General features: G+C 72.1%; 23 protein-coding genes. 20 read left to right on the forward strand and 3 right to left on the reverse strand.

Annotated elements, in window-relative coordinates; translation table 11 throughout:
• Positions 1–314 precede the first annotated feature (314 nt).
• From ACFY2B_RS02755 to ACFY2B_RS02765, 3 genes are all read left to right on the forward strand, one after another.
• Positions 315–830 carry a hypothetical protein gene (locus tag ACFY2B_RS02755; RefSeq protein WP_390761305.1) on the forward strand — a complete coding sequence of 172 codons (516 nt, stop codon included), beginning with the start codon at positions 315–317 and terminating at the stop codon, positions 828–830.
• A 99-nt stretch (positions 831–929) separates the two neighbouring features.
• Positions 930–1181: a DUF1707 domain-containing protein gene (locus tag ACFY2B_RS02760; RefSeq protein WP_390761306.1), complete on the forward strand. Its 252-nt coding sequence runs from the start codon at positions 930–932 to the stop codon at positions 1179–1181.
• Between the two features lie 198 nt (positions 1182–1379).
• Positions 1380–2297 (forward strand): trypsin-like serine peptidase, encoded by a 918-nt coding sequence (locus ACFY2B_RS02765; protein ID WP_390761307.1) that lies wholly within the window; start codon positions 1380–1382, stop codon positions 2295–2297.
• 58 nt (positions 2298–2355) lie between these two features.
• Here the strand turns inward: ACFY2B_RS02765 and ACFY2B_RS02770 are convergent, their stop codons facing one another.
• Positions 2356–3969, reverse strand: coding sequence for an amidohydrolase family protein (locus ACFY2B_RS02770; RefSeq protein ID WP_390761308.1), 1614 nt, complete (start codon positions 3967–3969; stop codon positions 2356–2358).
• Positions 3970–4088: 119 nt separating this feature from the next.
• Positions 4089–5381, reverse strand: a complete 1293-nt coding sequence (locus tag ACFY2B_RS02775) for an amino acid deaminase (RefSeq protein WP_390761309.1) — start codon at positions 5379–5381, stop codon at positions 4089–4091.
• Between the two features lie 137 nt (positions 5382–5518).
• Here ACFY2B_RS02775 and ACFY2B_RS02780 point away from each other — a divergent pair, with 137 nt between their 5' ends.
• The 4 genes from ACFY2B_RS02780 (at position 5519) to ACFY2B_RS02795 (ending at position 8812) form a co-directional block, all read left to right on the forward strand.
• Positions 5519–6691: a sugar kinase gene (locus ACFY2B_RS02780; RefSeq protein WP_390761310.1), complete on the forward strand. Its 1173-nt coding sequence runs from the start codon at positions 5519–5521 to the stop codon at positions 6689–6691.
• The gene (locus ACFY2B_RS02785; protein ID WP_376536030.1) at positions 6688–7446 is read left to right on the forward strand and encodes an IclR family transcriptional regulator; all 759 of its coding nucleotides are present in this window, start codon (positions 6688–6690) and stop codon (positions 7444–7446) included. The genes ACFY2B_RS02780 and ACFY2B_RS02785 overlap by 4 nt, the downstream gene beginning before the upstream one ends.
• A gap of 176 nt (positions 7447–7622) precedes the next feature.
• Positions 7623–8033 (forward strand): RidA family protein, encoded by a 411-nt coding sequence (locus tag ACFY2B_RS02790; RefSeq protein ID WP_376536048.1) that lies wholly within the window; start codon positions 7623–7625, stop codon positions 8031–8033.
• Between the two features lie 110 nt (positions 8034–8143).
• The gene (locus ACFY2B_RS02795; protein WP_390761311.1) at positions 8144–8812 is read left to right on the forward strand and encodes a hypothetical protein; all 669 of its coding nucleotides are present in this window, start codon (positions 8144–8146) and stop codon (positions 8810–8812) included.
• Between the two features lie 137 nt (positions 8813–8949).
• Here ACFY2B_RS02795 and ACFY2B_RS02800 read toward each other — a convergent pair whose 3' ends face one another.
• Complete coding sequence (locus ACFY2B_RS02800; protein WP_390761312.1) at positions 8950–10662, reverse strand: chitinase; 1713 nt, start codon at positions 10660–10662, stop codon at positions 8950–8952.
• Between the two features lie 337 nt (positions 10663–10999).
• Between ACFY2B_RS02800 and ACFY2B_RS02805 the strand changes: the two genes are divergently transcribed.
• From ACFY2B_RS02805 to ACFY2B_RS02865, 13 genes are all read left to right on the forward strand, one after another.
• Positions 11000–11842 (forward strand): hypothetical protein, encoded by an 843-nt coding sequence (locus ACFY2B_RS02805; RefSeq protein WP_390761531.1) that lies wholly within the window; start codon positions 11000–11002, stop codon positions 11840–11842.
• Between the two features lie 99 nt (positions 11843–11941).
• On the forward strand, positions 11942–12643 hold the full coding sequence (gene cpaB, locus ACFY2B_RS02810) for a Flp pilus assembly protein CpaB (protein WP_390761313.1): 702 nt from the start codon (positions 11942–11944) through the stop codon (positions 12641–12643).
• Between the two features lie 12 nt (positions 12644–12655).
• Positions 12656–13903: a CpaE family protein gene (locus tag ACFY2B_RS02815; RefSeq protein WP_390761314.1), complete on the forward strand. Its 1248-nt coding sequence runs from the start codon at positions 12656–12658 to the stop codon at positions 13901–13903.
• Between the two features lie 241 nt (positions 13904–14144).
• Positions 14145–14540 carry a TadE family protein gene (locus ACFY2B_RS02820; RefSeq protein WP_390761532.1) on the forward strand — a complete coding sequence of 132 codons (396 nt, stop codon included), beginning with the start codon at positions 14145–14147 and terminating at the stop codon, positions 14538–14540.
• Positions 14541–14799: 259 nt separating this feature from the next.
• On the forward strand, positions 14800–15114 hold the full coding sequence (locus ACFY2B_RS02825) for a TadE/TadG family type IV pilus assembly protein (RefSeq protein ID WP_390761533.1): 315 nt from the start codon (positions 14800–14802) through the stop codon (positions 15112–15114).
• Between the two features lie 18 nt (positions 15115–15132).
• Positions 15133–16470: a CpaF family protein gene (locus ACFY2B_RS02830; protein WP_390761315.1), complete on the forward strand. Its 1338-nt coding sequence runs from the start codon at positions 15133–15135 to the stop codon at positions 16468–16470.
• 9 nt (positions 16471–16479) lie between these two features.
• A complete protein-coding gene (locus ACFY2B_RS02835; protein WP_390761316.1) occupies positions 16480–17424 on the forward strand; it encodes a type II secretion system F family protein in 945 nt (314 codons plus the stop codon).
• Between the two features lie 28 nt (positions 17425–17452).
• Positions 17453–18340 carry a DUF5936 domain-containing protein gene (locus ACFY2B_RS02840; RefSeq protein ID WP_390761317.1) on the forward strand — a complete coding sequence of 296 codons (888 nt, stop codon included), beginning with the start codon at positions 17453–17455 and terminating at the stop codon, positions 18338–18340.
• A gap of 583 nt (positions 18341–18923) precedes the next feature.
• The gene (locus ACFY2B_RS02845) at positions 18924–20351 is read left to right on the forward strand and encodes a sensor histidine kinase (RefSeq protein WP_390761534.1); all 1428 of its coding nucleotides are present in this window, start codon (positions 18924–18926) and stop codon (positions 20349–20351) included.
• Positions 20348–21124, forward strand: coding sequence for a response regulator (locus tag ACFY2B_RS02850; RefSeq protein WP_390761318.1), 777 nt, complete (start codon positions 20348–20350; stop codon positions 21122–21124). Before ACFY2B_RS02845 ends, ACFY2B_RS02850 begins: the two co-directional genes overlap by 4 nt.
• Positions 21125–21237: 113 nt before the next feature.
• Positions 21238–21468: a hypothetical protein gene (locus ACFY2B_RS02855; RefSeq protein WP_376536040.1), complete on the forward strand. Its 231-nt coding sequence runs from the start codon at positions 21238–21240 to the stop codon at positions 21466–21468.
• Positions 21465–22073, forward strand: coding sequence for a pilus assembly protein TadG-related protein (locus tag ACFY2B_RS02860; protein ID WP_390761535.1), 609 nt, complete (start codon positions 21465–21467; stop codon positions 22071–22073). The genes ACFY2B_RS02855 and ACFY2B_RS02860 overlap by 4 nt, the downstream gene beginning before the upstream one ends.
• A 34-nt stretch (positions 22074–22107) precedes the next feature.
• Positions 22108–22689, forward strand: coding sequence for a hypothetical protein (locus tag ACFY2B_RS02865; RefSeq protein WP_390761319.1), 582 nt, complete (start codon positions 22108–22110; stop codon positions 22687–22689).
• Positions 22690–22695 lie beyond the last annotated feature (6 nt).

Below are 22695 nucleotides of genomic sequence, written 5' to 3' on the forward strand. Positions count from 1 at the left end.
TGCTTCCTCGGGTGCGCCCCCTCGGGTGTGCTGTCCCGGGTCGCCGCCCGCGGCCGGCGGAGTGGTACCCGCGACACGCGCGACTGCCCCGTCCGGCGGAGCCGGCCCGTCCGGGCGGGGCCGCTGAGAGGACGGTGACGGGCCGTCGACCGGGGTGTGGGTCTCGTGCAGCCCGAGCCTTCGGAGGAACCACCGGCGCCATGGGCCCGTCGTCCTCCGCAAGAAGGCCGGGTCGGACCTCATCGAATGGACGGACGACGAGGCGTGTCCGAGGTTGACCGGCTGTTCACCGATCTCGGGAGAAGGGAGTCGGCATGGATGAGGACGAGTTCTCGCTCAACACCGCAACCGGGCGGTTCAACCGGATGGAGGCGGCGATTGGCAGAGCATTCGAGAGGAGGCAGGGGAACGCCCAGGACGCATGGCAGTTCGCAAGTGCCCTGGATTACGTCCGCGACTCAGAGCTGAGGGGTGCGTCTGCGGCCGAGAACGCGGCAGCGAACGACTACACGAACCAAAGGAGGGAGTATGGGGCCGGGCGCCTGGACATCGACACGATGGAGGATGCGGGATACACCTACATCGCAGCCGTGAACTTTCACGAACAGGTGAGGGAGCAGCGGATAGGGAGCGAGCGGGCGCGACAGGAGTCCATTCGGCGTGACGCCGCACGAGCGGCGGAAACAGGCCAGCGTGCGGCGGTCGCAGCCAACCGATTGCTGCCCGGCGGAACAACCGACAGGCGGCGGCAAGAACTTCAGTACACCGATCAGAGGACTCGGGGCCGCCGCGACAGTAATCGCCCACGCGGGGGCGGTCACGGAAGGTAGCGAAGGGCAAGAGGCTCTCCGCCCAAGGCCGCACCACGGCCTCGGCGTCGGCCACCCGGCGGCGCCGGAAGCCGCCGCCCGGCGCCCGGCTCCCAGGCCGTGCGACACCGTGCCCCACTCCGCCTGTTCGCCTCCGACGACGGCCGGGAGCGCGTCGTCGAGCGGGTGCGGGCCGCCGTGACGGACGGCCGCCCGGTGCTGGACGAGTCGGACGGCCGGCTCGATCAGGTGCACCGCGACCGAGCGCCCGGCCGAGTGGCGGTCGCCGTGCGCGGGCTGCCCGAACCCGGGCCCAGGGACTCCCCGGTGGCGGACCGGGCACCCACCCCCCGTCTTGTCCGGGGCGGATGACGGGCGCATCGCCCCGGTCTTTCCGTGCGCTTCGCCCCGGTCCCTCCGTATGCGTCGCCCCGGTCTCTCCGTAGAGGGAAACCCCTATGTCTTGATCCGGCTTCTTGTTCCCGCCCCTCCGTGTGCTGAGAATGCGCATGACAAGCAAGGGCAGCCGGAAGATGTCCGGTCGCCCAACTCGTCAGAGGGGACCCCCACATGAAGAAGCCTCTCCTTGCCGTGCTCGCGACCCTGGTGATCACCGGCGCGGGCATGGCACCCGCGGCCGCCGCCACGGTGGACGCCGCCACCGGCGCGGCGACGCAGGCCGCACCCGGCAAGGCCGCCACCGCACAGTCCGCCCCCGTGCGGTCCGCCCCCGCGAAGTCCGCGCCCGCGATCCGGGCCGTCAACTTCGCCGGCACCGTCGCGCTCAGCAACTGCTCCGGCTCCGTCATCCGCTTCCCGAACTCCACCGACGCCGACCCGGCCCTGGTGCTCACCAACGGCCACTGCCTGGAGACCGGCTTCCCGGCGGCCGGCCAGGTCATCGTCGACCAGGCGTCCAGCCGCACCTTCGGCCTGCTCAACGCGTCGGCCACCCAGGTCGGCACGCTGCGCGCCAGCAAGGTCGCGTACTCGACGATGACCGACACGGACGTCACGATCTACCAGTTGACCACCACGTACGCGCAGATCAAGAGTTCGTACGGGATCAGCCCGCTGACCGTGCAGAACACGCACCCGACCGCCGGCACCGCGATCACGGTCGTCTCCGGGTACTGGAAGAAGACCTACGCCTGCACCATCGACGGCTTCGTCTACCGGCTGAAGGAGGGCGACTGGACCTGGAAGGACTCCGTCCGCTACACCTCGGCGTGCCAGACCATCGGCGGCACCTCGGGCTCCCCGGTGCTCGACAACGCCACCGGCTCGGTCGTCGCCGTCAACAACACCGGCAACGAGGACGGCGCCCGCTGCACCGTGAACAACCCCTGCGAGGTCGACCAGAACGGCGCCGTGACCGTCCGCCAGGGCATCAACTACGCCCAGGAGATCTACCAGATCCCCGCCTGCTTCACGACCGGCAACAAGCTGAACCTGAGCGCGAGCGGCTGCACCCTGCCCAAGCCGTAGCCGGCGGTCCGGGCGGTCGCCCCTGCCTCGGCGCCCGCCCGGCCGTGCCCGACGACGATCAGCCGACCGGAGTCCGGCGGACCGCCCGCCCGGCCAGCACATCGGTACGGCGCCCGTCCTCGATCACGAACCGCCCGTCGACGAGGACGTACGGAATGCCCACGGGCAGCGTGCGCGGCTGCTCGAAGGTGGACCCGGCGGCGACCGTCGCCGGGTCGAACAGGACCAGGTCGGCGCGGTGGCCCTCGCGGACGAGACCGCGGTCCGGCAGCCGCAGCCGGGCCGCGGGACGCGAGGTGAGCCGGGCGACGCACTCCTCCAGGGAGAGCACCCCCAACTCCCGTACGTAGTGGCCGAGATAGCGCGGGAAGGTGCCGTACGCCCGCGGATGCGGCTTCGCGCCGCGCAGGATGCCGTCCGAGCCGCCGGTGTGCGCCCGGTGCCGCATGATCGTGCGGACGTTCTCCTCGTGGCCCACGTGCTGGAGGATCGTCGGACCCAGCTCGTCCTCGACCAGCAGCCGGCGGGCCGTCGCCCACGGGGCCTCGCCGCGCCGCCGCGCCGACTCCAGGACGGTGCGGCCGACATGGTCGGCCAGGGCCGGATCGGTCACCCCGGAGATCTCGATCGTGTCCCAGTCGACGGGCACGCCGTGGCAGCCGTCCGCGCCCACGACCTCCAGGTCGTGCCGGATCCGCTCCGCGGTCGCCTCGTCGGTGAGCCGCCGCAGGACCTCCGCGGGACCGCCCTCGCTCGCCCAACTGGGCAGCAGCGCCGCGAGTGTCGTACAGCCCGGGGTGTACGGATAGGTGTCGAGGCTGATGTCCACCCCGTCGGCGGCGGCCCGGTCCAGGAGGGCCAGCAGGTCGGGCGCGCGGCCCTCGTTCACGCCGAAGTTCATGGTGGCGTGCGCCAGGTGCAGGGCGCAGCCCGCCGTCCGGGCCAGCTTCACCATCTCCGCGTACGCCGCCAGCGCGCCCGCTCCGTAGGAGCGGTGGTGCGGGCAGTAGTAGCCGCCGTAGCGGGCCACCACCCGGCACAGTTCGGTGAGTTCGGCGTCCCCGGCGTACATGCCCGGCGTGTAGGTGAGCCCCGAGGACAGGCCGACCGCGCCCTGTTCCAGGCCCTCGGCGACGAGCTGCCGCATCCGGTCCAGCTCCGCGGGCGTGGCCGGACGGTCCGCCCAGCCGACGGCGAGGGCGCGGACCGTGCCCTGCGGGATCAGATAGGCGGCGTTGACGGCGATGCCCCGGTCGAGGCGGTCCAGGTACTCGCCGACGGACCGCCAGTCGAAGTCGATGTCGTCGCCGTACCCGTTCCAGCCGGTGATCGCCCGGCGCACCTCCTCCAGCGTGCGGTCGTCGACCGGCGCGTACGACAGCCCGTCCTGTCCGATGACCTCCAGCGTCACGCCCTGCGCCGCCTTGGCGCTGTGGTCGGGGTCGCGCAGCAGGGCGAGGTCGCTGTGCGCGTGCATGTCGATGAAGCCGGGGGAGAGGACCAGTCCCTCGGCGTCCAGCTCCCGGCGGGCCCTGGGCCGCTGGCAGCCGGCCTGCGCCGCCTCCTGCACGATGGAGACGATCCGGCCGCCGTCGACCACCACGTCGGCCCGGTACGCCGGCCCGCCGCTGCCGTCCACGACGTCCGCGTCCCTGATGACCAGCTCGTCCACCGGCTGCCTCCTCGAAGCACGTACGGATGCATGGAACGGATGCATGGAACGGATGCATGGAACGGATGCATGGAACGGATGCATGGGATGTACCGCCCATAGTGGAGGTACGGACAGTGCTAGAAGAACGTACGGATGTAGTCCACGACCGTGCCGTCCGCCTCGGCAAGCGGGATCAGCTGCCACTTGTCGAAGGACGTGCACGGGTGGGACAGGCCGAGCCCGATCCAGTCGCCGACCTCCAGGTCCGCGTCCGGTTCCGTGCGCAGCCAGGCGTGCTGGTCGGACAGCGCGGTCACCGAGACGCCGGTGGCCGGCCGCTCGGCGCCGTCCCGGCGTACCACCTGGGCGAAGGGCAGGTCGAGGTCGTGCGCCGCGTCCCGCTTGCCCGCGTTGGCGAACGCCTGCCCGGCGGACGGCCGGGAGACGACCTGCGCCCACAGCCGGAAGGCGGGCTCCAGGGCGCCCTCCTGCGGGACGCGGTTGAAGGGAGTCAGCCTGCGGTAATGGCCGTCGTCGTGCGAGACGTAGGCGCCGGAGCGGAGCAGCTTCAGGACCGGGCGGGTCAGGTCGGGGATCCCGGCGAACACCTCGGCCACCGTGTCGAACCAGGCGCTGCCGCCCGCGCTGACGACGATCTCCCCGCCCTCCCCGGCCTCTCCGCCCTCCCCGGCGTCCGCGAACCGGCCCGCCCGGTCGAAGTCCACGGCCAGTGCCACCAGCCGGCGCAGCCACGCGCGCACCCGCTCGGGGTCGGCGTCCGGCACCTCGCCCTCGTACCCCGCGACCCCGGCCAGCCGCAGCGTCGGCACGGCCGCCACCGCGTCCGCCACCGCCGCGCACTCCACCTCCGTACGGACGCCGGTACGGGCGCCCTCGCCCGCGGCCAGTTCGACGACGACGTCCACGGGACGCACGGCCCCGCGCAGCGCCGCGTCCATCAGCTCCACGCCGCGCACGGAGTCGACGTAGCAGACGAAGCGGAACGACGGGTCCGCGGCGAGTTCCGCGGCGATCCAGCGCAGCGCCGCCGCGTCCACCAGCTCGTTGGCGAGGAAGATCCGCCCGATCCCGAAGGCCCGCGCCACCCGCACCTGGTGCGGCATCGCGAGCGTGATGCCCCACGCGCCGTGCGCGAGCTGCCGGTGGAAGAGCTGCGGGGCCATGGACGTCTTGCCGTGCGGGGCGAAGGCGAGACCGTGCCGGGCCGCGTACGTCTCCATGAGCTTCAGGTTGTGCTCCAGGCGCTCGGCGGACAGCGCGAGGACGGGCGTGGCGAACCCGTCGGTGAACAGGTTGCGGCGTTGGGCGGCCAGCTCGCCGACGGTCAGCCCGGCGGCGTCCGGCGGGAGCCCTTTGAAACGGTGGTCGACGCGGTCCTCGGCCAGGCGGGCGAGCGCCTCCGTGCTCATGGAACCTCCCCGATCAGGTGCGTTGCACACATTGCAACTACCGTTGCGTATATCGCTCACCGCTGTCTAACATCTCGCCCATCGTGGGTCAACGGAGCCGCCGGGACCCGCGCCCGCACCGAGGAGCCACGACGACCGTGACAGTCACCGGACCTCGCACCGCTCCCGACGCCGTGGATGTCGTGAACACCGTGAACACCGTGGATGTCGTCGCGCTCGGCGAGTCCATGGTCACGTTCCTGCCCACCAGGGCCGGCCGGCTCGCCGACGTGCCCTCCTTCGAGCGTGCCATCGGCGGCGCCGAATCCAACGTGGCCTGCGTGCTCGCCGCCGCCGGACACACCGCGCGCTGGGTCAGCCAGGTCGGCACCGACGGCTTCGGCGACCATCTCGTCGAGGCGATACGGGGCTACGGCGTCGACGTCGCCGCGGTACGGCGGGACGCGGCGCGACCCACCGGGATCTACTTCCGCACGGCGAGCGACCGGGCGGGCGGTGACCACGAGGTGGCCTACTACCGGGCCGGGTCGGCGGCCTCCGCGATGACCGTCGACACCGTGGACCTGGCCGCCCTGCGGGCCGCCCGGGTGCTGCATCTGTCCGGGATCACGGCCGCGCTGTCCGGCGGCTGCCTCGATCTGCTCCGGCGGCTCACCGCGCCCCGGCCCGGCGGTGGCCCCCTCGTCTCCTTCGACGTGAACTTCCGCCCGGCCCTGTGGCGGGACGCCGCCGCGCCCCGCGTGCTGCTGGACCTGGCCCGCGGCTGCGACCTGGTCTTCGTGGGCGCCGACGAGGCGGAGGCGGCCTGGGGCGTCGACGGTGGCCCGGAGGCGATCCGCGGCGCTCTGCCGGAGCCGCGGGTGCTGGTGGTGAAGGAGGGCGCGCACGGGGCGACGGTCTTCGAACGCGCCGCGCCCGCGGAGCGTGCCGAGGCCGCCGCGTCCGTCGAGTCCGCGGAGCCTGTCGGGTCCGCCGGGCGCGCCGACGGAGGCGGCAGCACCCCGGACACGCGTACCTCCGTGCCCGCCCTGCGGGTCGACGTCGTCGCGCCCGTCGGGGCCGGTGACGCCTTCGCCGCCGGATTCCTCTCCGCGACGCTGCGCGGACTGCCCGTACGGGAGCGGATCCGCTCCGGGCACCTGATGGCCGCCGCCGCCCTCACCGTCCCCGGCGACCTCGCCGCACCCCCCGCCCGGGACCACGCCGACCGGCTGCTCGCGCTGGACGACGCGGCGTGGGGGAGACTTCGACTCGGCCCCGGCTGGACACGGGCCCCGGGCCGGGCCGACGAGGAGGTACCCACACCATGAGCCAGACCGTCGACCGGGCGCTGACCATCCTGCCGCTGCTCGCCGAGGGCCCCGCCGACCTCGGCCAGGTCGCCGACCGGCTCGGCGTGCACAAGTCCACGGCCCTGCGCCTGCTGCGCACCCTGCACGAACACGGCCTCGTCTACCGCCAGAGCGACCAGCGCTACCGGCTCGGCGCCCGCCTCTTCGCCCTCGCCCAGGAGGCGATGGAGAACCTCGACATCCGCGAGATCGCCCACCCCCACCTCGTCCGCCTCAACGAGAACTGCGGACACACCGTCCACCTCGCCGTGTACGAGGAGCACGAGGTGCTGTACATCGACAAGGTGGAGAGCCGCTACCCGGTGCGCATGTACTCGCGGATCGGCAAGCCCGTCGCCATCACCGTCGCCGCCGTGGCCAAGCTGCTCCTCGCCGACCTGTCCGCCGCCGAGCGCCGCGTGCTCGCGGAACAGCTCGACTACCCCCTGTACACCGCCCGGTCCACCCCGGATGCCGCCGCCTTCCTGCGGGAGCTGGACAAGGTCCGGGAGCAGGGCTGGGCCACCGACCTCGGCGGCCACGAGGAGTCCATCAACTGCGTCGCCGCGCCCATCCGGGGCGCCGACGGCCGGGTGGTCGCCGCGATGTCCGTCTCCGCGCCGAACGTCGTCGTCACCGCCGACGAACTCCTCACCCTGCTCCCGCAGGTGCGCCGCACCGCCGACGCCATCAGCGGCGAGTACTCCGGCCGCACCCCGGCCGAACCGCAGTGACCCCGTCGACCTCAGGGTCCTGGTTGCCCCCAGGGACATGGTCGCCCCCGTCGACCCCGGTGGCCCCGAGACCCCCGTGCTCTCCGTGCTCCCCGTGCCCCCCTGCCTCCCGAGACCCCCGAGACCCCCGAGACCCCCGAGACCCAGCGAAGGACATGTGCATGACTGAGAAGACCGTGACCGAGAAGATCGCGCTCACCCCCGCGACCCACACCACGCCGCCCGCGCAGTTCTCGCACGGGGTACGGAAGGGCAACATCCTCCAGGTCGCGGGGCAGGTCGGTTTCCTCCCCGCCGAGCCGGGCAAGCCGCCCACGCCGGCCGGTCCCGCCCTGCGCGAGCAGACCCTCCAGACCCTCGCCAACGTCAAGGCGATCCTGGAGGAGGGCGGCGCGAGCTGGGACGACGTGCTGATGATCCGCGTCTACCTCACCGACGTCGCCCACTTCGCCGAGCTGAACGAGATCTACAACGCCTACTTCGAGGAGCAGCGGCTCACCCAGCCGCCCGCCGCGCGCACCACCGTGTACGTCGGGCTGCCCGCGGGACTGCTGATCGAGATCGACGCGCTCGCGGTACTCGGCTGACCGCATCAGGGAGTTGAGCGCACGTGTGTGCGAGAGCGTCACCAGGTTGAAACCGGAGTGACGGGCGGGCTGACTGGTTCCGGCACAGGAATGTCGTCCATACTGCCCGCGTGGAGCAGCGCATAGGATCGAGCAGCCAGCCCCTTGAGGGCGCCGGATTCGACCCGGCCTTCATCCCCGGGATCACCGCGCCCGTGCCGGCGGAGCGGCAGGGCACCGAGCCCGCGGACGCCGCCGAGACCGACGACCCGGCCTCGGCGGACGCGGAGGCGCCCGCCGCGAAGGTCTCCGAGCCGGTCTCCGGGAAGGCCACCGAGCAGACGAAGGAGTCCGAGGAGGAGTCCGAGTCCGCGATGGGCCCGGAGTCCGGGACGGAAACGGAGTCCGTGGAGGACCCGGAATCCGACACGGACCCGGAGTCCGAGAAGGACGCGGTCTCCGAGAAGGACGCGGAGTCCGTGGCGGACGATGAGGACGAGCAGGGCGGCGAGGACTCGTCGGACGGCCCGGTCTTCGAGGCCGCCGACCGCCGCGCCCGGATAGTGGCCGACCAGGAGGGCGTCCGGCTCCGCCTCGACGAGGAGTCCTGCGAGTTCCGCTGGGACGAGATCGGCGCGGTCGAGACGGAGTCGCCCCGCTTCGGGAAGCGGTTCACCATCACGGTGCACACCCCTGACAACCGTTGGTACCCGATCGAGATCGAGGCCACGGCCAGGGCGCGCTTCAAGGAGTGGGAGGACCAACTGGACGCGGTGCTCGACGCCTACTTCGAGGAGTAGCGCCGAGGCCCGCGGTACGCGGTACGGGCAGTACGGTACGGGCAGTACGGAAGAGGGGCGGCGACCGAAGTCACCGCCCCTCTTCTCTGCTTTTTACCGCTCCCCGCCGCTACGGCAGGGCGTTCCCGTCCCCGTCATCACGGCATGGCGTCCACGTGCGGGCCCACCGTGTTCGACCAGGCGTTGCCCGAGGCCGCGTCCCAGTTCGTCGACCAGGTCATCGCACCCCGCAGGTCGGGGTACGTCTTCGACGGCTTGAAGGAGCCGCAGCCGGTGCCCTTCGCCAGGCAGTCCAGCGCGTTGTTGACCACCGTCGGGGAGACGTAGCCGCCGCCCGCCGCGCTCGGCGAGGCCGGCAGACCCAGGCCGACCTGCGACGGCGCGAGGCCGCCTTCGAGCTGGATGCAGGCCAGCGCGGTCAGGAAGTCCACCGTGCCCTGGCCGTACACCTTGCCGTCGCAGCCGAGCATCGTGCCGCTGTTGTAGTACTGCATGTTGACGACGGTGAGGATGTCCTTCACGTTCAGCGCCGTCTGGAAGTACGAGCCCGACGTGGACTGCATGTCGATCGTCTGCGGGGCCATCGTCAGCACCAGCGAGGAGCCCGCCTTCGTGGACAGCGAGCGCAGCGCCTGCGTCATGTACGTCGCGTTCAGCCCGTTCTCCAGGTCGATGTCGACGCCGTCGAACCCGTACGTCTGCATCAGCGAGTAGACCGAGTTGGCGAAGTTCGTCGCAGAGGCCGAGTCGTTCACCGAGACGGTGCCCTTCTCGCCGCCGATCGAGATGATGACCTTCTTCCCGGCGGCCTGCTTGGCCTTGATGTCGGCCTTGAACTGGTCGACGGTGTAGCCGCCGAGACCGGCCGAGTCCAGGTTGAAGGTGACCGCGCCGGGGGTCGAGGTGGCGTCCGCGAAGGCCACCGCGATGATGTCGTAGGCCGACGGCACGTTGGAGATCTTCTGGACGGTCGCCCCGTTGTTGAAGTTCTGCCAGTAGCCGGTCACCGCGTGCTTGGGCACCGTCCCGCCGCCCCCGCCGCCGGTCGTGCCGGTGGTGGCGGTCACCGCGGCCGACTTGCCGGACTCGCCCGCCGCGTTCGTCGCCGTCACCTGGAAGGAGTACGAGCTGGCCGCCGCGAGGCCGGACACCGTCGCCGACGTGCCGGTCACCGCCGTCACCTTGGTGCCGTCGCGGTAGACGTTGTAGCCCGTCGCGCCGGACACCGTGTTCCAGGACAGGGAGACCGACGAGGACGTCGTACCGGAGACGGCCAGGCCGCCCGGGGTGCCCGGGACCGTCGGGGCCGGGTCGCCGCCGCCTCCGCCGTCCGGGCCGTAGACGGACACGTCGTCCGCGAGGTACGCGGCCTGGCCGTACCAGCCGTGCGTGTAGACGTTGACGGACTTGGTGGCGGCACCCGTCGTGAACGTCGTCGACAACTGCTTCCACGACGACGCGTCGGGCGTCCAGGTGGACACGTCCGTGGTGCCGGTGCCCGTCACGCCCAGGTAGGTGTAGCCGCCCTGCACCCACGCGCTCAGCGTGTACGTGGAGTTGGGCTGCACCGCGACCGCCTGGGTGCACTGGGCGTTGTCCTGCCCGGCGGGCGTGGCCTTCAGTGCGCTCGCGCCCGTGTGGGTGGGTGACGAGACGGTCGTACCGCTGTTCGCGGAACAGGTCCAGTTGGTCAGGCCGGACTCGAAGCCGGCGTTCTTGGCGTTGTTGACGTCCGCCGCGGATGCGGGGGCGGCGGCGAGTCCCGCCACGGACAGGGCGAGCGCGGCGGTCACGGACCAGGTCCGGATCCGCCGTCGGCTGCGTCTGGGCGTGCCTGGTGCGCGATCCACTGGGGCCTCCGGGTGGGGGAGTGGGCGGGGAGATGGGCGGGGAGAGAAGTGGGGGACGGTGGCCACCGCTGGCCTGACAATTTGGTCCAGACCAATCCTGCTGTCAAGAGGTCCAGACCAAAGTCCGTGGGGGAGAGAAGGGCAACCTGTCCGGATTTGGAGTGAGTTGTGTGAAGGCGGATCGCGTCCGGCCGCACAAACGGTGTTCTCCGGCCACAGCGGCGTGGTTACAGTGCTCACGTAGTCACGCAGTGAAGTCGTCCCGGAGCACTGGAGCAACACCGAGGGGCCCGCGGATGCGAGGATCGGGGAGCTGCGCGTGCCAACTGCCATTGCCGTGACCAGTGCCGACCTGGCGCTGCCCGCGCAGGACGAACGGACCGTGCCCGCCGTCGTCCTGGGGGACCTCGACAAGCGGCCGCTCGACCATGCGCTGGCGGACCTCCAGAACCTCGTCGAGCAGCACGGACATGTGATCGTCGTGGGCTCGCAGGCCGTACCCGCGGCGGTGACACAGCGGCTGCACACCCTCAGGTCCCTCATGGAGAGCGACCGCATCGCCCTGTTCCGGCCCGGCCTGCCGCCCCTCGGTATCGCCGTCCTCGCCCGCCAGTTGAGGCAGCTCGCCTCCTGCGACCTCAGCCCCGGCGTGCTCGCCTCCGCGGGCCGCCTGCTCACCCACTACATCCACGCCGGTGCGGTCCTCGGCTCGGTCGCCAGGCTGGACCGGGTCCCCGTGGGCCTGCGGGCGCACGCCAAGTCCTGGGTGCCGGGCAGTCAGTTCGCGGTGGTCGCCCACCCCGAACCGCGGCTCGTGCGCGTCGGACCCGAAGCGACCCTGCCCGGACCCGAGTTCAGCACCTGGATGCTGGTCGCCAAGGGACAGCTCCAGTCCGACTGGCTCGGCACCCTCTCCGAGGCGTGGGGCGCACACGGGCTGCGCGAGGCCCCGCTGCCCGCCGAGTCCACGAGCTGGTGGGGCACGGGCCGGATCATCGAGTTCTGCAGCTACCTGGCCGACCTGTCGGTCCTCTACCAACTGGTCACGTCGGTACGGCAGAGCACCTGCCACTGGTGCGGCATCGACGTCATCGGCGACCGCTGCGTCTTCTGCTCCGCGATCCCGCCCGGCCACGAACCACCCGCCCCACGGGCCCTCGAACAACGCGCACCCGCGTGACCGCCCGGCCTGCCGCCCCACCCGCACACCGCCTCACCGCCACACCGCTCACCCATACGACTGCGCACGACCGATTCCCCCAATGAGGTTGCACGGCTCATGAACTCCCGTCAGCGCCGCGGCGTGATACTCCTGATCCTGTCGGTCGTCTGCGCCCTCGGCGCGTTCGCCGGCGTGCTCTCCGTCATCGACGACGTGAAGTCCAAGGTCGGCCCCGAGGTCACCGCGTACCAGGTCAAGTCCGACGTGGCGCCGTACACGCCGCTGGACACCGGCCAGTTCGAGAAGATCCGGATGCCCGAGCGGTGGCTGTCCGCCAACGCCGTCACCAGCCTGCGGCAGATCCAGGGCAAGATCGCCGTGACCACCCTGCGCAAGGGCTCCCTGTTGCAGAACGACATGATCGTCGACCAGCCCGCGCTCCAGCCGGGGCAGCAGGAGGTCGCCATCATGATCGACGCGGCCACCGGCGTGGCCGGCAAGATCACCCCGGGCTCCCGGGTCAACGTCTACGCCACCTTCGAGGGCAAGCAGCAGGGCGACCCCGACCAGTCCAAGATCATCGTGACCGGCGCCCGGGTCATCGACGTCGGCAGGCTCACCTCCCTGGAACCGGACGACAAGAGCCGGCAGCCGACCGACGCCGTGCCGATCACCTTCGCGCTGTCCACCCTCGACGCCCAGCGCATCACGTACGCCGAGTCGTTCGCGCAGCGGGTCCGGCTCGCCCTGGTGGCACCCGGCGGCGAGAGCACCGTCCCGGACAAGGACCGCACGTACGAACTCGCCACGGACAAGTGAGAGGCGGCCCGCATGCCCACCAGGATCCTCCCGGCCGTCGGTGACCCGGACGCCGCACGCTCCCTCGTCACCCTGCTCAGCCAGCTCCCCGACGCCGAACCGCTGCCGCCGGTCGCCGACTCCACCCAGCTCGTCGACGCGCTCGCCCGGCTCGCCGCCGAGTCCATCGACGAACTGCCCGAGGCCGTCGTCGTCCACGAGCGCATCGGCCCCGTGCCCGCGCTCGAACTGGTCCGCGAGGTCGCTCTGCGCTTCCCCGCCGTCGGCGTCATCCTCGTCACCGGCGACGCCGGCCCGGGTCTGTTCTCCGCCGCCATGGACGCCGGGGCCCGCGGCCTGGTCGCCCTGCCGCTCAGCTACGACGAACTCGCCAGCCGGGTGCAGGCGGTGGCCCAGTGGTCGCGCGGCGTACGCCGTCACCTCGGCCACGGCGCCGAGACGAGCGCCGGCGCGGGCGGCACCGTCGTCACCGTCAGCGGCGCCAAGGGCGGCGTCGGCACCACCCTCACCGCCATCCAGCTCGCCCTCGCCGCCCAGGCGTCCGGCCGGCCCACCGCCCTGGTCGACCTGGATCTGCAAACCGGTGACATCGCCTCCTACCTGGACATCCAGTTCCGCCGCTCCGTCGTCGACCTCGCCGCCATCGCCGACATCACCCCGCGCGTCCTCGCCGAGGCCGTCTTCCGCCACGACACCGGCCTCGCCCTGCTGCTCGCCCCCGGCGAGGGGGAACGCGGCGAGGAGGTCACCGACCGGGCCGCCCGCCAGATCGTCGGGGTCCTGCGCTCCCACTACGAGGTCGTCGTCGTGGACTGCGGCGCCCAGCTCAGCGGCGCCGGCGCGACCGCCGTGGAGACGGCCGACACCGCGCTGCTGCTGACCACCCCGGACGTGGTCGCCGTACGGGGCGCCAAGCGCACGGTGCGCATGTGGGACCGGTTGCAGATCCGCAAGGCGGAGGAGACCACCGTCGTCGTCAACCGGCTCACCCGGAGTACGGAGATCCAGCCGCAGCTCATCCAACGCATCACCGGCACCGCACTGGCCCGTACGGCGGTCCCGGCGGCCTTCAAGGAACTCCAGGGCGTCGTGGACGCCGGGCGTCTTCATGAACTCGACAGCCGGAGCACGGTGAAACAGGCCCTGTGGGCGCTCGCGGGCGAACTGACCCTGGCCCGCGCCCCCGACGGACCGGCCCACCGCGGCGGCCGACCGCGCGGAGACCGCGGCGCGGTGAGCTTCCGGCGCCGGAAGGAGTGACGGCATGGCCCGCCTGAGCCGGCTTGAGCGGATGACCCTGCCGAAACGGGTGGTCCCGACGATGCGGGTGATCCCGATGGAACGGATGATCCCGCGGCTGCACCAGCTGGACCGGCTGGGTCGCCGGACCTGGTCGCGCCGTCTGTGCGGTCCGAACCGACTGAACCGGCTGAACCGGCTGAACCGGCTGAACCGGCCGAACTGGCCGAGTTGGCCGTGCCGTTCGAGCCTGCCGCGCCCCCTGGCCCGGCCGGGCCACGACCGGGACCGGGACCGGGACCGGGGCCAGGTCACTGTCGAACTCCTCGGCATGACCCCGCTGATCCTGCTCACCCTGGTGCTGATGTGGCAGTGCGTTCTGGTGGGGTACACCTACACGCTCGCGGGGAACGCTGCGGACGAGGCGGTACGCGCCGGGACGGCCGCGGCCCCGGCCGGGCGGCAGGCCGCCTGCGAGCAGGCGGGCCTTCGGCACCTGTCGGGGGCGTGGAGGGGGAATGCCACGGTGACGTGCGGGGGGAGCGGCTATGTGACCGCCGACGTGTCCCTGAAGGTGCCCGTCCTGTTCCCGGGGACGGTCGCCTTCCCGGTCACCGTGCACGGTCACGCGGGCGCGGTCGAGGAGGCGAAGCACTGAGATGCGCCACGACCACGACCACGACCGTGACCACGAACGCGGCACGAGCGGCGGCGACGGAGACGTCGGCATAGGACTCCGGGGCGGACTCCGGGACGGCGGCACTGCGCTCCAGGACGGCGGCACAGGGCTCCGGGGCGCGGGACTCCCGGACACCGGCACGGGGCGCCGGGCCGGCGGCACCCGACTCCGGGCCGGCGGCCACCGTGTCCGCCGCCGCAGCCCCCGATCACCCCGCCGCGACCGCGGGCAGGTAGCCATCGAATACCTGGGGTTCATCCCCGTCCTGCTGATCGTCGCCCTCGCCGGCATCCAGACCGGTCTCGTCGCGTACACCGCGCAGCAGGCGGGGACGGCGGCACGCGCGGGCGCGCGGGCCGCCTCGCTGCGGCAGGACGTCGGCCGGGCCTGCACGGCCGCGGTCAGCGACTGGCTCGCCGGCGGCACGCGGTGCGCGACCGCGGAGATGGGCGACTCGGTCGAGGTCACCGCCACCGTCCACATCCCCACGGTCGTCTTCGGCTGGAACTTCGGGGACGCCCGCAAGTCCGCCACCATGCCGCTCGACCACTGACCGAGGAGCAGCGAAGCCATGAGCCTGCGGGCACGCATCAACTCCCCCGAGGAGCAGGGCAGCCGGGGCGAGGACGGTCACCTGGTCGCCTCCTACCGGGCCAAGCTCCTGGAGGAGATCGACCTCGCGGAGATGAGTTCGCTGGTCGCCGCCGAGCGCCGGGCCCGCCTGGAGCGGGTGCTCGGGCACATCATCAGCCGTGAGGGCCCGGTCCTGTCGACGGCCGAACGCGCCCAGCTGATCCGGCGCGTCGTCGACGAGGCACTGGGGCTCGGCATCCTGGAACCGCTGCTGGAGGACTCGTCCATCACCGAGATCATGGTGAACGGCCCCGACGCGGTCTTCGTCGAACGCGGCGGCCGGGTGGAGCAGTTGCCGCTGCGCTTCGTCTCCGCGGACCAGCTGATGCAGACCATCGAACGGATCGTCTCCACCGTCAACCGCCGGGTGGACGAGTCCAACCCCATGGTCGACGCCCGTCTCCCGTCCGGTGAGCGCGTCAACGTCATCATCCCGCCGCTGTCCCTGACCGGCCCCATCCTCACCATCCGCCGCTTCCCGCGCTCCTTCACCCTCAAGGAGCTGATCGGCTTCGGCTCCCTGGACGAGCCCATGCTGTTCCTGCTCGCGGGCCTGGTGCAGGCCAAGTTCAACATCATCGTCTCCGGGGCCACCGGCACCGGCAAGACGACCTTGCTCAACGCCCTGTCCGGACTCATCCCGGCGCACGAGCGGATCATCACCATCGAGGACTCGGCCGAACTCCAGCTCCAGCAGACCCACGTGGTACGCCTGGAGTCCCGCCCGCCGAACGTCGAGGGCAAGGGCCAGGTCACCATCCGCGACCTGGTGCGCAACTCGCTGCGCATGCGCCCCGACCGGATCGTGGTCGGCGAGGTCCGCGGCGGCGAGTCCCTGGACATGCTCCAGGCGATGTCCACGGGCCACGACGGCTCCCTGGCGACCGTGCACGCCAACAGCGCCGAGGACGCCCTCACCCGCCTGCAGACCCTCGCCTCCATGTCCGACGTCGAGGTCCCCTTCGTAGCCCTGCACGACCAGATCAACAGCGCCGTCGACGTCCTCGTCCAGCTCACCCGGTTCGGTGACGGCGCCCGCCGGATCACCGAGATCGCCCTGCTCGACAGCCACGGCAGCGAGCCGTACCGGCTGGCCACGGCCGCCCGCTTCGAGGCCCGGCCGATGACCCCCGACGGCCGTGTCCACGGCACCTTCCAGTACTTCCCCCTCCCGCGCCGCACCGCCGACCGCCTCTACATGGCGAACCAGCCACTGCCCCAGGCTTTCGGTGTGGCCCGGAGCGCGGACCAGCTCGCCACCCGAGAGGCCAGGTAGACGGCACCCATGGATCTGTCCACGCTCGTCACGCTCACCACCGGCGTCACCCTGCTGACCTGCGTCCTGGCCGTCGTCGGCGTGCACACCTACGCCTCGGGCCGGGCCCAGCGCGCCGCCCTCGTCGAACGCCTCAGCAGCGCCGGCCAGCTCCCGGACACGGGCCGCCGGCGCCGCTTCCGCACCCTCGACCGCAGACTGCGCCGCACCCGGTTCGGCCGGAAGCTGGAACTCCGGCTCCTGGCGACCGGTCTGGACGTCACACCCGGTGAGTTCTTCGCGTACATGCTCGCCGTGGTCGCCGCCCTCTGGCTGATCGGCCAGGCCGTCCTCGCCCCCTTCTTCGGCCCGATCGCCGGGCTGGCCGGAGTGTGGGCGGCGCTCCTCTTCCTCAACTGGCAGCGCCAGAAACGCATCGAACGCTTCATCAACCAGCTACCCGAACTCGCCCGCATCCTGGCCAACGCCACCCAGGCCGGCCTCGCCCTGCGCACCGCGATCGGCCTGGCAGCGGAGGAGCTGGAGGCGCCCGCGGGCCAGGAACTGGGCAAGGTCTCCGACCAGTTGGCGATCGGCCACTCCATGGACGACGCGCTGGGCGAACTCGCCGACCGCCTCCCCTCCCGCGAACTGGTCGTCCTCGTCACCACCCTCGTCCTGTCGAACCGGGCGGGCGGCCAGGTGGTCAGCGCGCTGCGCAACCTGACCGAGACGCTGGAGGAGCGCAAGGAGACCCGGCGCGAGATCCGCACCCAGCTCTCCCAGGTGACGATGACCTCGTACGCCGTTCCCGCACTCGGGGTGGGCGCGTTGTTCCTGATGAACGGGGTCAGGGGCGGCACGCTCGACCGCCTGACCGGTTCGGCGCTCGGCCAACTCTGCGTGCTCGTCGCGTTCGCGATGTACGCCGTCGGCTTCGTCCTCATCCGCCGGATGAGCCGGATCGACGTCTGACGGCCGGGCACGGAAGGAGGGGATCGGAATGGGACTGCTGTTCGCGGCGGTGATCGGCCTCGGCGTCTTCGGCGTCTTCGCCGGGATCCGGATGTACCGGGCGGACGTCAGGCTGCCCCGCGACCTGGCCGTGGCCCTGGAGGTGGGCGCCACCCGCACCGGCGCGGTGGGCTCGCTGATCGACCGCATGGGCATGCGCTACGCCCCGCTGGTGCTGCGCCTGATGGGACCCGGACGGGTCGCCAGGTACCGCCGCAGGATCGACCTCGCGGGCAACCCCGGCGGCCTGACCATCGACCGGTACGCGGCCCGCCGCGCGGTGTACGGGGCGCTCGGCGGCGTCGGCTTCCTGGTGATGGTGATGCGCGACCAGTACGTCGTCGCGCTGCTGCTGCTCGCCTTCGGCGCGTTCTGGACGGAGGTCGGCCTCTGGTCGGCGATCCGTATCCGCAAGGACGTCATCGAGCGGACCCTGCCGGACTTCCTGGACGTCCTCGCGGTGGTGGTGAGCGCGGGACTCGGCTTCCGGCAGGCGCTGGACCGGGTCTCGGTCAGGTACGAGGGCCCGTGGGCCGACGAACTGCGCATCACGCTGCGCCAGATGGACCTCGGCATGAGCCGCCGCCAGGCGTTCGCGGAACTGCGCCGCCGCAACGACTCGGAGCAGGTGGCGATGTTCGTCACGGCGTTGCAGCAGGGCGAGGAGCTGGGCGCGCCGATCGTCGACACCCTGGTGGCCCTGGCCAAGGACATGCGCCGTACGGACGCGCAGAACGCCCGCCGCAGGGCCGCCCGGGCGGTCCCCAAGGCCACGCTGATGATCACCACGTTCATGGTCCCGGCCACCATGCTGCTGCTGGGCGCCGGACTCCTGCTCGGCTCCGGGGTGGACTTCGGCGCCATCGCGGGGAAGTAGACGGGGACGGGCGGGGCCGGGGATGAGGGCGGTGACGACGACGAGAGGCGGCATGGACCGACGCCGCCGCGTACGCCTGCCGGGATGGGTGAAGGGCACGGCGCCCCGGCCCGAGCCGACGGAGAGCGGACCGCGGGCGATGGGGCCGGGGCGGAGGCCGACGGAGACGGGGCCGGAGCCCTCGCAGGCGGAGACGGGGCCTTCGGAGGAGGGGCCGGAGCCCTCGGAGGCGGGGCGGGGGAGTGCGCAGACGGGGTCGGAGGGCGGGCGGACGGGGCGGGGGAGTGCGCAGGTCGGGCACGCGAACTCGCAAACCGGGCCCGAGAACTCGCGGACCGCGCCGGAGAGCCCGCAGACCGGCTCCGAGAACTCGCAGACCCGGCAGGGGGGCGTTCCGGCCGGGCAGGAGAGCCCGCTGACCCGGCAGGGGGGCGTTCCGGCCGGGCAGGAAAGCCCGCTGACCCGGCAGGGCGGCGCGCCCGAGATCACGGCCGTGCCGCCCCCGGCCGACCCCGGGACCGAGGGCATCGCCGTGCCGGGCGCGCCCGCGCCGGAGAAGCTGCAATTGCGCGCCCTCCAGGCGATGTGCCGGCAGGTCTTCGGGTTCCGGCTGGCCATGATCGCCCTGGCCGCCCCGTCCGCCCTGCTGAACGCGTCCCCCGGCCTGGGCGCCCGCCTGGTCGGCGCGGCGGTGGTCGTCACGTTCATGGTGTCGTACGTGCTGTTCCGCGACTGGCAGCGCTTCGGCCCGCTCCTCCTGCGTCACCCCACCCTGCTGGCCGCGGACACCCTGATCGGCTCGCTCCTGCTCGTCTCGGCGGGCCCGGACACGACCCTCGCCTACGTCAGCGTCTGCACCCCGCTCCTGGCCGGCCTCCTCTACAACTGGCGCGGCGCGGCCTGCTTCGCCTCGCTCCAGTCCCTGATCCTGCTGCTGGTGCACGCGACCCTGCGCCAGGACCACCAGACCGACCTCGCCGAGTCGCTGCTCCTGCCCGGCCTGTGTGTCATCACCGGAGCCATGGGCTCGGCCCTGCGCAACGTGCTGCTCCGGTTCGGCGCCGCGACCCAGACCCTGACGGCGGTCAAGGCCCGGCTCGCCGCCACCGAGGCGGTGACCGCCGAACGCGCCCGGCTGGCCCGGGAGATGCACGACTCGGTGGCGAAGACCCTGTACGGGGTGGCCCTCGCGGCCGACGGTCTGGCCGCCTCGGCCGCCGCGGGCGCCCGCACCGACCCCGCCCTGATCGAGCAGCAGGCGGAACTGGTGTCCCGCTCGGCCCGCAGGGCGGCGGCCGAGGCCCGCGAACTGCTCACGGACCTGCGCCGCGACCGAGTTCCCGGGTACGGCGACGATCCGGCCTACGGCGACGCACCCGCGTACCGAGACACCTTCGCGCCCACCGACACCTTCGCGCCCGGCGACGCACCCGCACCCGGCGACACCTCCGCACCCGACCACGCAGCCCCCGCACCCACCTCCAACTCCGCCGCCATTCCCACCCCCACCCCCATCCCCACCCCCATGCCCATGCCCATCCCCGGCGCCGGGCTGCTGAACGACCTGGCGGCGCTCGTCGCGGACTTCCGTACCCGTACCGGCCTCCCGGCCGGGTTCTGCCGGGCCGGTGACCGGGAACTCCCGCCGGTTCCGGCGGCGGTGGCCCGCCACCTCCTCTCCATCGTCTCGGAGGCTTTGGAGAACGCCCACCGCCACGGGGCACCGGCCCGCGTGGAGGTACGGGCGGACGCGCACGCCGGCCTGCTACGGCTGAGCGTCCACGACGACGGCCGGGGCCTGCCCCCCGGCACCACTCTCGAACAGCTGCGCCGCTTCGGCCATTTCGGCCTGGTCGGCATGGCCGAGCGCGCCGCGTCGGTGGGTGCCCGCCTGCGCATCGGACCGGGCCCGTACTCCCAGGGCACGGAGGTCGTCCTGGAACTGCCGCTGACCAGGCCGACGACACCGCCCCGTACCCCAGACGCGGCCCCAGAGGCCCGAGACAGATGAGAGGAGGCCCCCCGATGCCGGCGAACCCCTTCGAGAACCTCCCGCCGACCGCTCCCGCCGCACCGCTCCGGATCGTGGTCGCCGACGACAACCCGGTGGTCCGAGCGGGCCTGACCGCCCTCCTCGCCGGCCGGGAGGACACCACCGTCGTGGCGGAGGCCGCCGACGGCCGCGAAGCCTATGAGGCGACCCTGGAGCACCGCCCCGACGTCGTCCTCCTGGACGTCCGCATGCCCGGCGTCGACGGACTGGCGGCACTTCCGCACCTGGCGCGGCTGGCCCCGGTCATGATGCTCACCTACAGCCACGAGGCGGAGACCGTCCAGGAGGCGGTACGGCTGGGCGCGGGCGGCTATCTGGTGCACGGCGAGTTCACCGCGGACCAACTGCTCGCGGCGGTAAGGGACATCACCAGGGGCCGCCCGCACTTCACCCCCGCGGCGGTCGGCGCCCTCATCGCCCAGCTACGCTCCCCAATCCCTGCAACTGCACACACCGCCCCTCAACTACCCACCAATTCACCGGCTGTTTCTCCACAGAACCTTTCGCAATCGCAATCTGATATGGGACAGTCGATACGGTCGCGGTTCCAGCTCAGTACGAGGGAGGCGGAGATCATGGACCTCATCGCGTCCGGTCTGAACAACCAGCAGATCGCCGCCCTGTGCTTCATCAGCGAGAAGACGGTCAAGAACCACATCAACCGCATCTTCGCCAAGCTGCACAGCACCAGCCGCGCCCAGGCCGCCGCCAAATGGCTGGGGGTGGCCTGACATGCCGGACCACGGCGGGGGTTGGGCCCGGCAATGGGTCCTGGGACCCTGTGCGGAGCGGAGCGCGGCGTCGTACGTTGCCCGGATCGAAGGCGGATCCGGAGGGGGGCACGATGAGCGATCTGATGCTGAGGGCGTCCGTGGCGGCGAAGGTCCGCGTCACCGGCTGGAAGAACACGACGGTCGAAGCCGTTCGGCGGCGGGCCGGCGACCGGGGGCAGACCGCGGTCGAGTATCTGGGCATCATCGCGGTCGTGGTGGCCATCGTCCTGGCGATGACCGGCACGGACATCGGCAAGACGATCCTCGACAAGATCAAGGCCAAGATCGCCCAGCTCACCTGACCCGACGGCGCAGGCGGGGCGACGCAGGGCAGGCCTTCCCCATCTACCTCACGGTGGTGGCGGGTCTGCTCTTTCTCGCGTTCGCCTACCTGGCGGTCGGCCAGGCGGGCGTCAACCGGAACGGCGCCCAGACGGCGGCCGACGCCGCGGCGCTCGCGGCGGCCCAGAACACCCGTGACCAGCTCGCGGGCGCCTGGGTGAAGGACGTGCTGGACCCGGCGACCTGGCAGGACATCTTCGACGGTCGCGTGGCCCTCAACCCCTCGTGCTGGCGTGCCGAGCAGCTCGCCGCGCAGAACGACGCGACGCTGCGGAACTGCGATGCGCCCGATCCACTGACGTACGACGTCGAGGTCCGGACCGACAAACCCGTCGGGCGCTCCGTCGTTCCCGGTACGGAGAACGTGCGGTCGACCGCGTCCGCGAAGGCGGTGATCGAACCGCTCTGTACGTTCGAACTTCCCGGCGACGCAGCCACGGGCGCCGCGGACGCCGTACCGCCCCGGCTCACCTGCGAAGGCCACCGGGACTGGGAGCTGAACCCGGACGATCCCCTCGACCTTCCGGGACCGGAAGATCTCTTTGACGTGCACCTGGCTGACTGACAAGCGAACGACGAGTCGAGAAGGAAGCGGAACGATGAGCATTCGGGGCACTGCGAAGGCTCGCAGAGGTGTGGCTGCCTTGGCCGTCGCGGTCGGGCTGGCCGTCTGCGTGGCCGGCTGCGGCGGGGGCGGGGGCGACGACGGGAAACCGCGGACATCGGCGGCGGCCTCACGGGACGGCGGATCGGACCCGAGCGCGCAGGAGGGCCGGTCGCAGGAGCCCCTGGCCGAACTCCGCGGCCCGGACGGCCTGAACCTGAGGGTCACCTCGGCCGACCGCGACCCGGGCGGATTCGTCACCGTGAACGCGGAGCTGAAGAACGACGGCAGCCAGGACGCCGTGCTCTCCTCGCAGCTCACCGGCAACGAGACCGAGATCATGAAGAACGGCCAGTCGTTCGGCGGAGCCACGCTGGTGGACTCCAAGAGCAGGAAGCGCTACTACGTCCTCCGCGACACCGACGGCCGCCCCCTCACCACCACCGGTGTCCAGACGGTCAGGGCGGGCGACACCGTGCCCATCTTCATGCAGTTCCCGTCGCCCCCGGCGGACACGGCCGAAGTGACGTTCCAACTGCCGACGTTCTCCACCGCCATCATCCAGATCTCCGGGTGAGGCACA

This window comes from Streptomyces sp. NPDC001270 (genome assembly GCF_042896695.1).
In the GTDB taxonomy this organism is placed as follows: domain Bacteria; phylum Actinomycetota; class Actinomycetes; order Streptomycetales; family Streptomycetaceae; genus Streptomyces.

What these genes read in the sequence shown, in the direction of transcription:
- ACFY2B_RS02755 (WP_390761305.1), top strand. Translation starts at nt 315, where the DNA reads ATGGATGAGGACGAGTTCTCGCTCAACACCGCAACCGGGCGGTTCAAC.
- ACFY2B_RS02765 (WP_390761307.1), top strand. Translation starts at nt 1,380, where the DNA reads ATGAAGAAGCCTCTCCTTGCCGTGCTCGCGACCCTGGTGATCACCGGC.
- ACFY2B_RS02775 (WP_390761309.1), bottom strand. Translation starts at nt 5,381, where the DNA reads ATGAGCACGGAGGCGCTCGCCCGCCTGGCCGAGGACCGCGTCGACCAC.
- ACFY2B_RS02785 (WP_376536030.1), top strand. Translation starts at nt 6,688, where the DNA reads ATGAGCCAGACCGTCGACCGGGCGCTGACCATCCTGCCGCTGCTCGCC.
- cpaB (WP_390761313.1), top strand. Translation starts at nt 11,942, where the DNA reads ATGAACTCCCGTCAGCGCCGCGGCGTGATACTCCTGATCCTGTCGGTC.
- ACFY2B_RS02815 (WP_390761314.1), top strand. Translation starts at nt 12,656, where the DNA reads ATGCCCACCAGGATCCTCCCGGCCGTCGGTGACCCGGACGCCGCACGC.
- ACFY2B_RS02830 (WP_390761315.1), top strand. Translation starts at nt 15,133, where the DNA reads ATGAGCCTGCGGGCACGCATCAACTCCCCCGAGGAGCAGGGCAGCCGG.
- ACFY2B_RS02835 (WP_390761316.1), top strand. Translation starts at nt 16,480, where the DNA reads ATGGATCTGTCCACGCTCGTCACGCTCACCACCGGCGTCACCCTGCTG.
- ACFY2B_RS02840 (WP_390761317.1), top strand. Translation starts at nt 17,453, where the DNA reads ATGGGACTGCTGTTCGCGGCGGTGATCGGCCTCGGCGTCTTCGGCGTC.
- ACFY2B_RS02845 (WP_390761534.1), top strand. Translation starts at nt 18,924, where the DNA reads ATGTGCCGGCAGGTCTTCGGGTTCCGGCTGGCCATGATCGCCCTGGCC.
- ACFY2B_RS02850 (WP_390761318.1), top strand. Translation starts at nt 20,348, where the DNA reads ATGAGAGGAGGCCCCCCGATGCCGGCGAACCCCTTCGAGAACCTCCCG.
- ACFY2B_RS02855 (WP_376536040.1), top strand. Translation starts at nt 21,238, where the DNA reads ATGAGCGATCTGATGCTGAGGGCGTCCGTGGCGGCGAAGGTCCGCGTC.
- ACFY2B_RS02865 (WP_390761319.1), top strand. Translation starts at nt 22,108, where the DNA reads ATGAGCATTCGGGGCACTGCGAAGGCTCGCAGAGGTGTGGCTGCCTTG.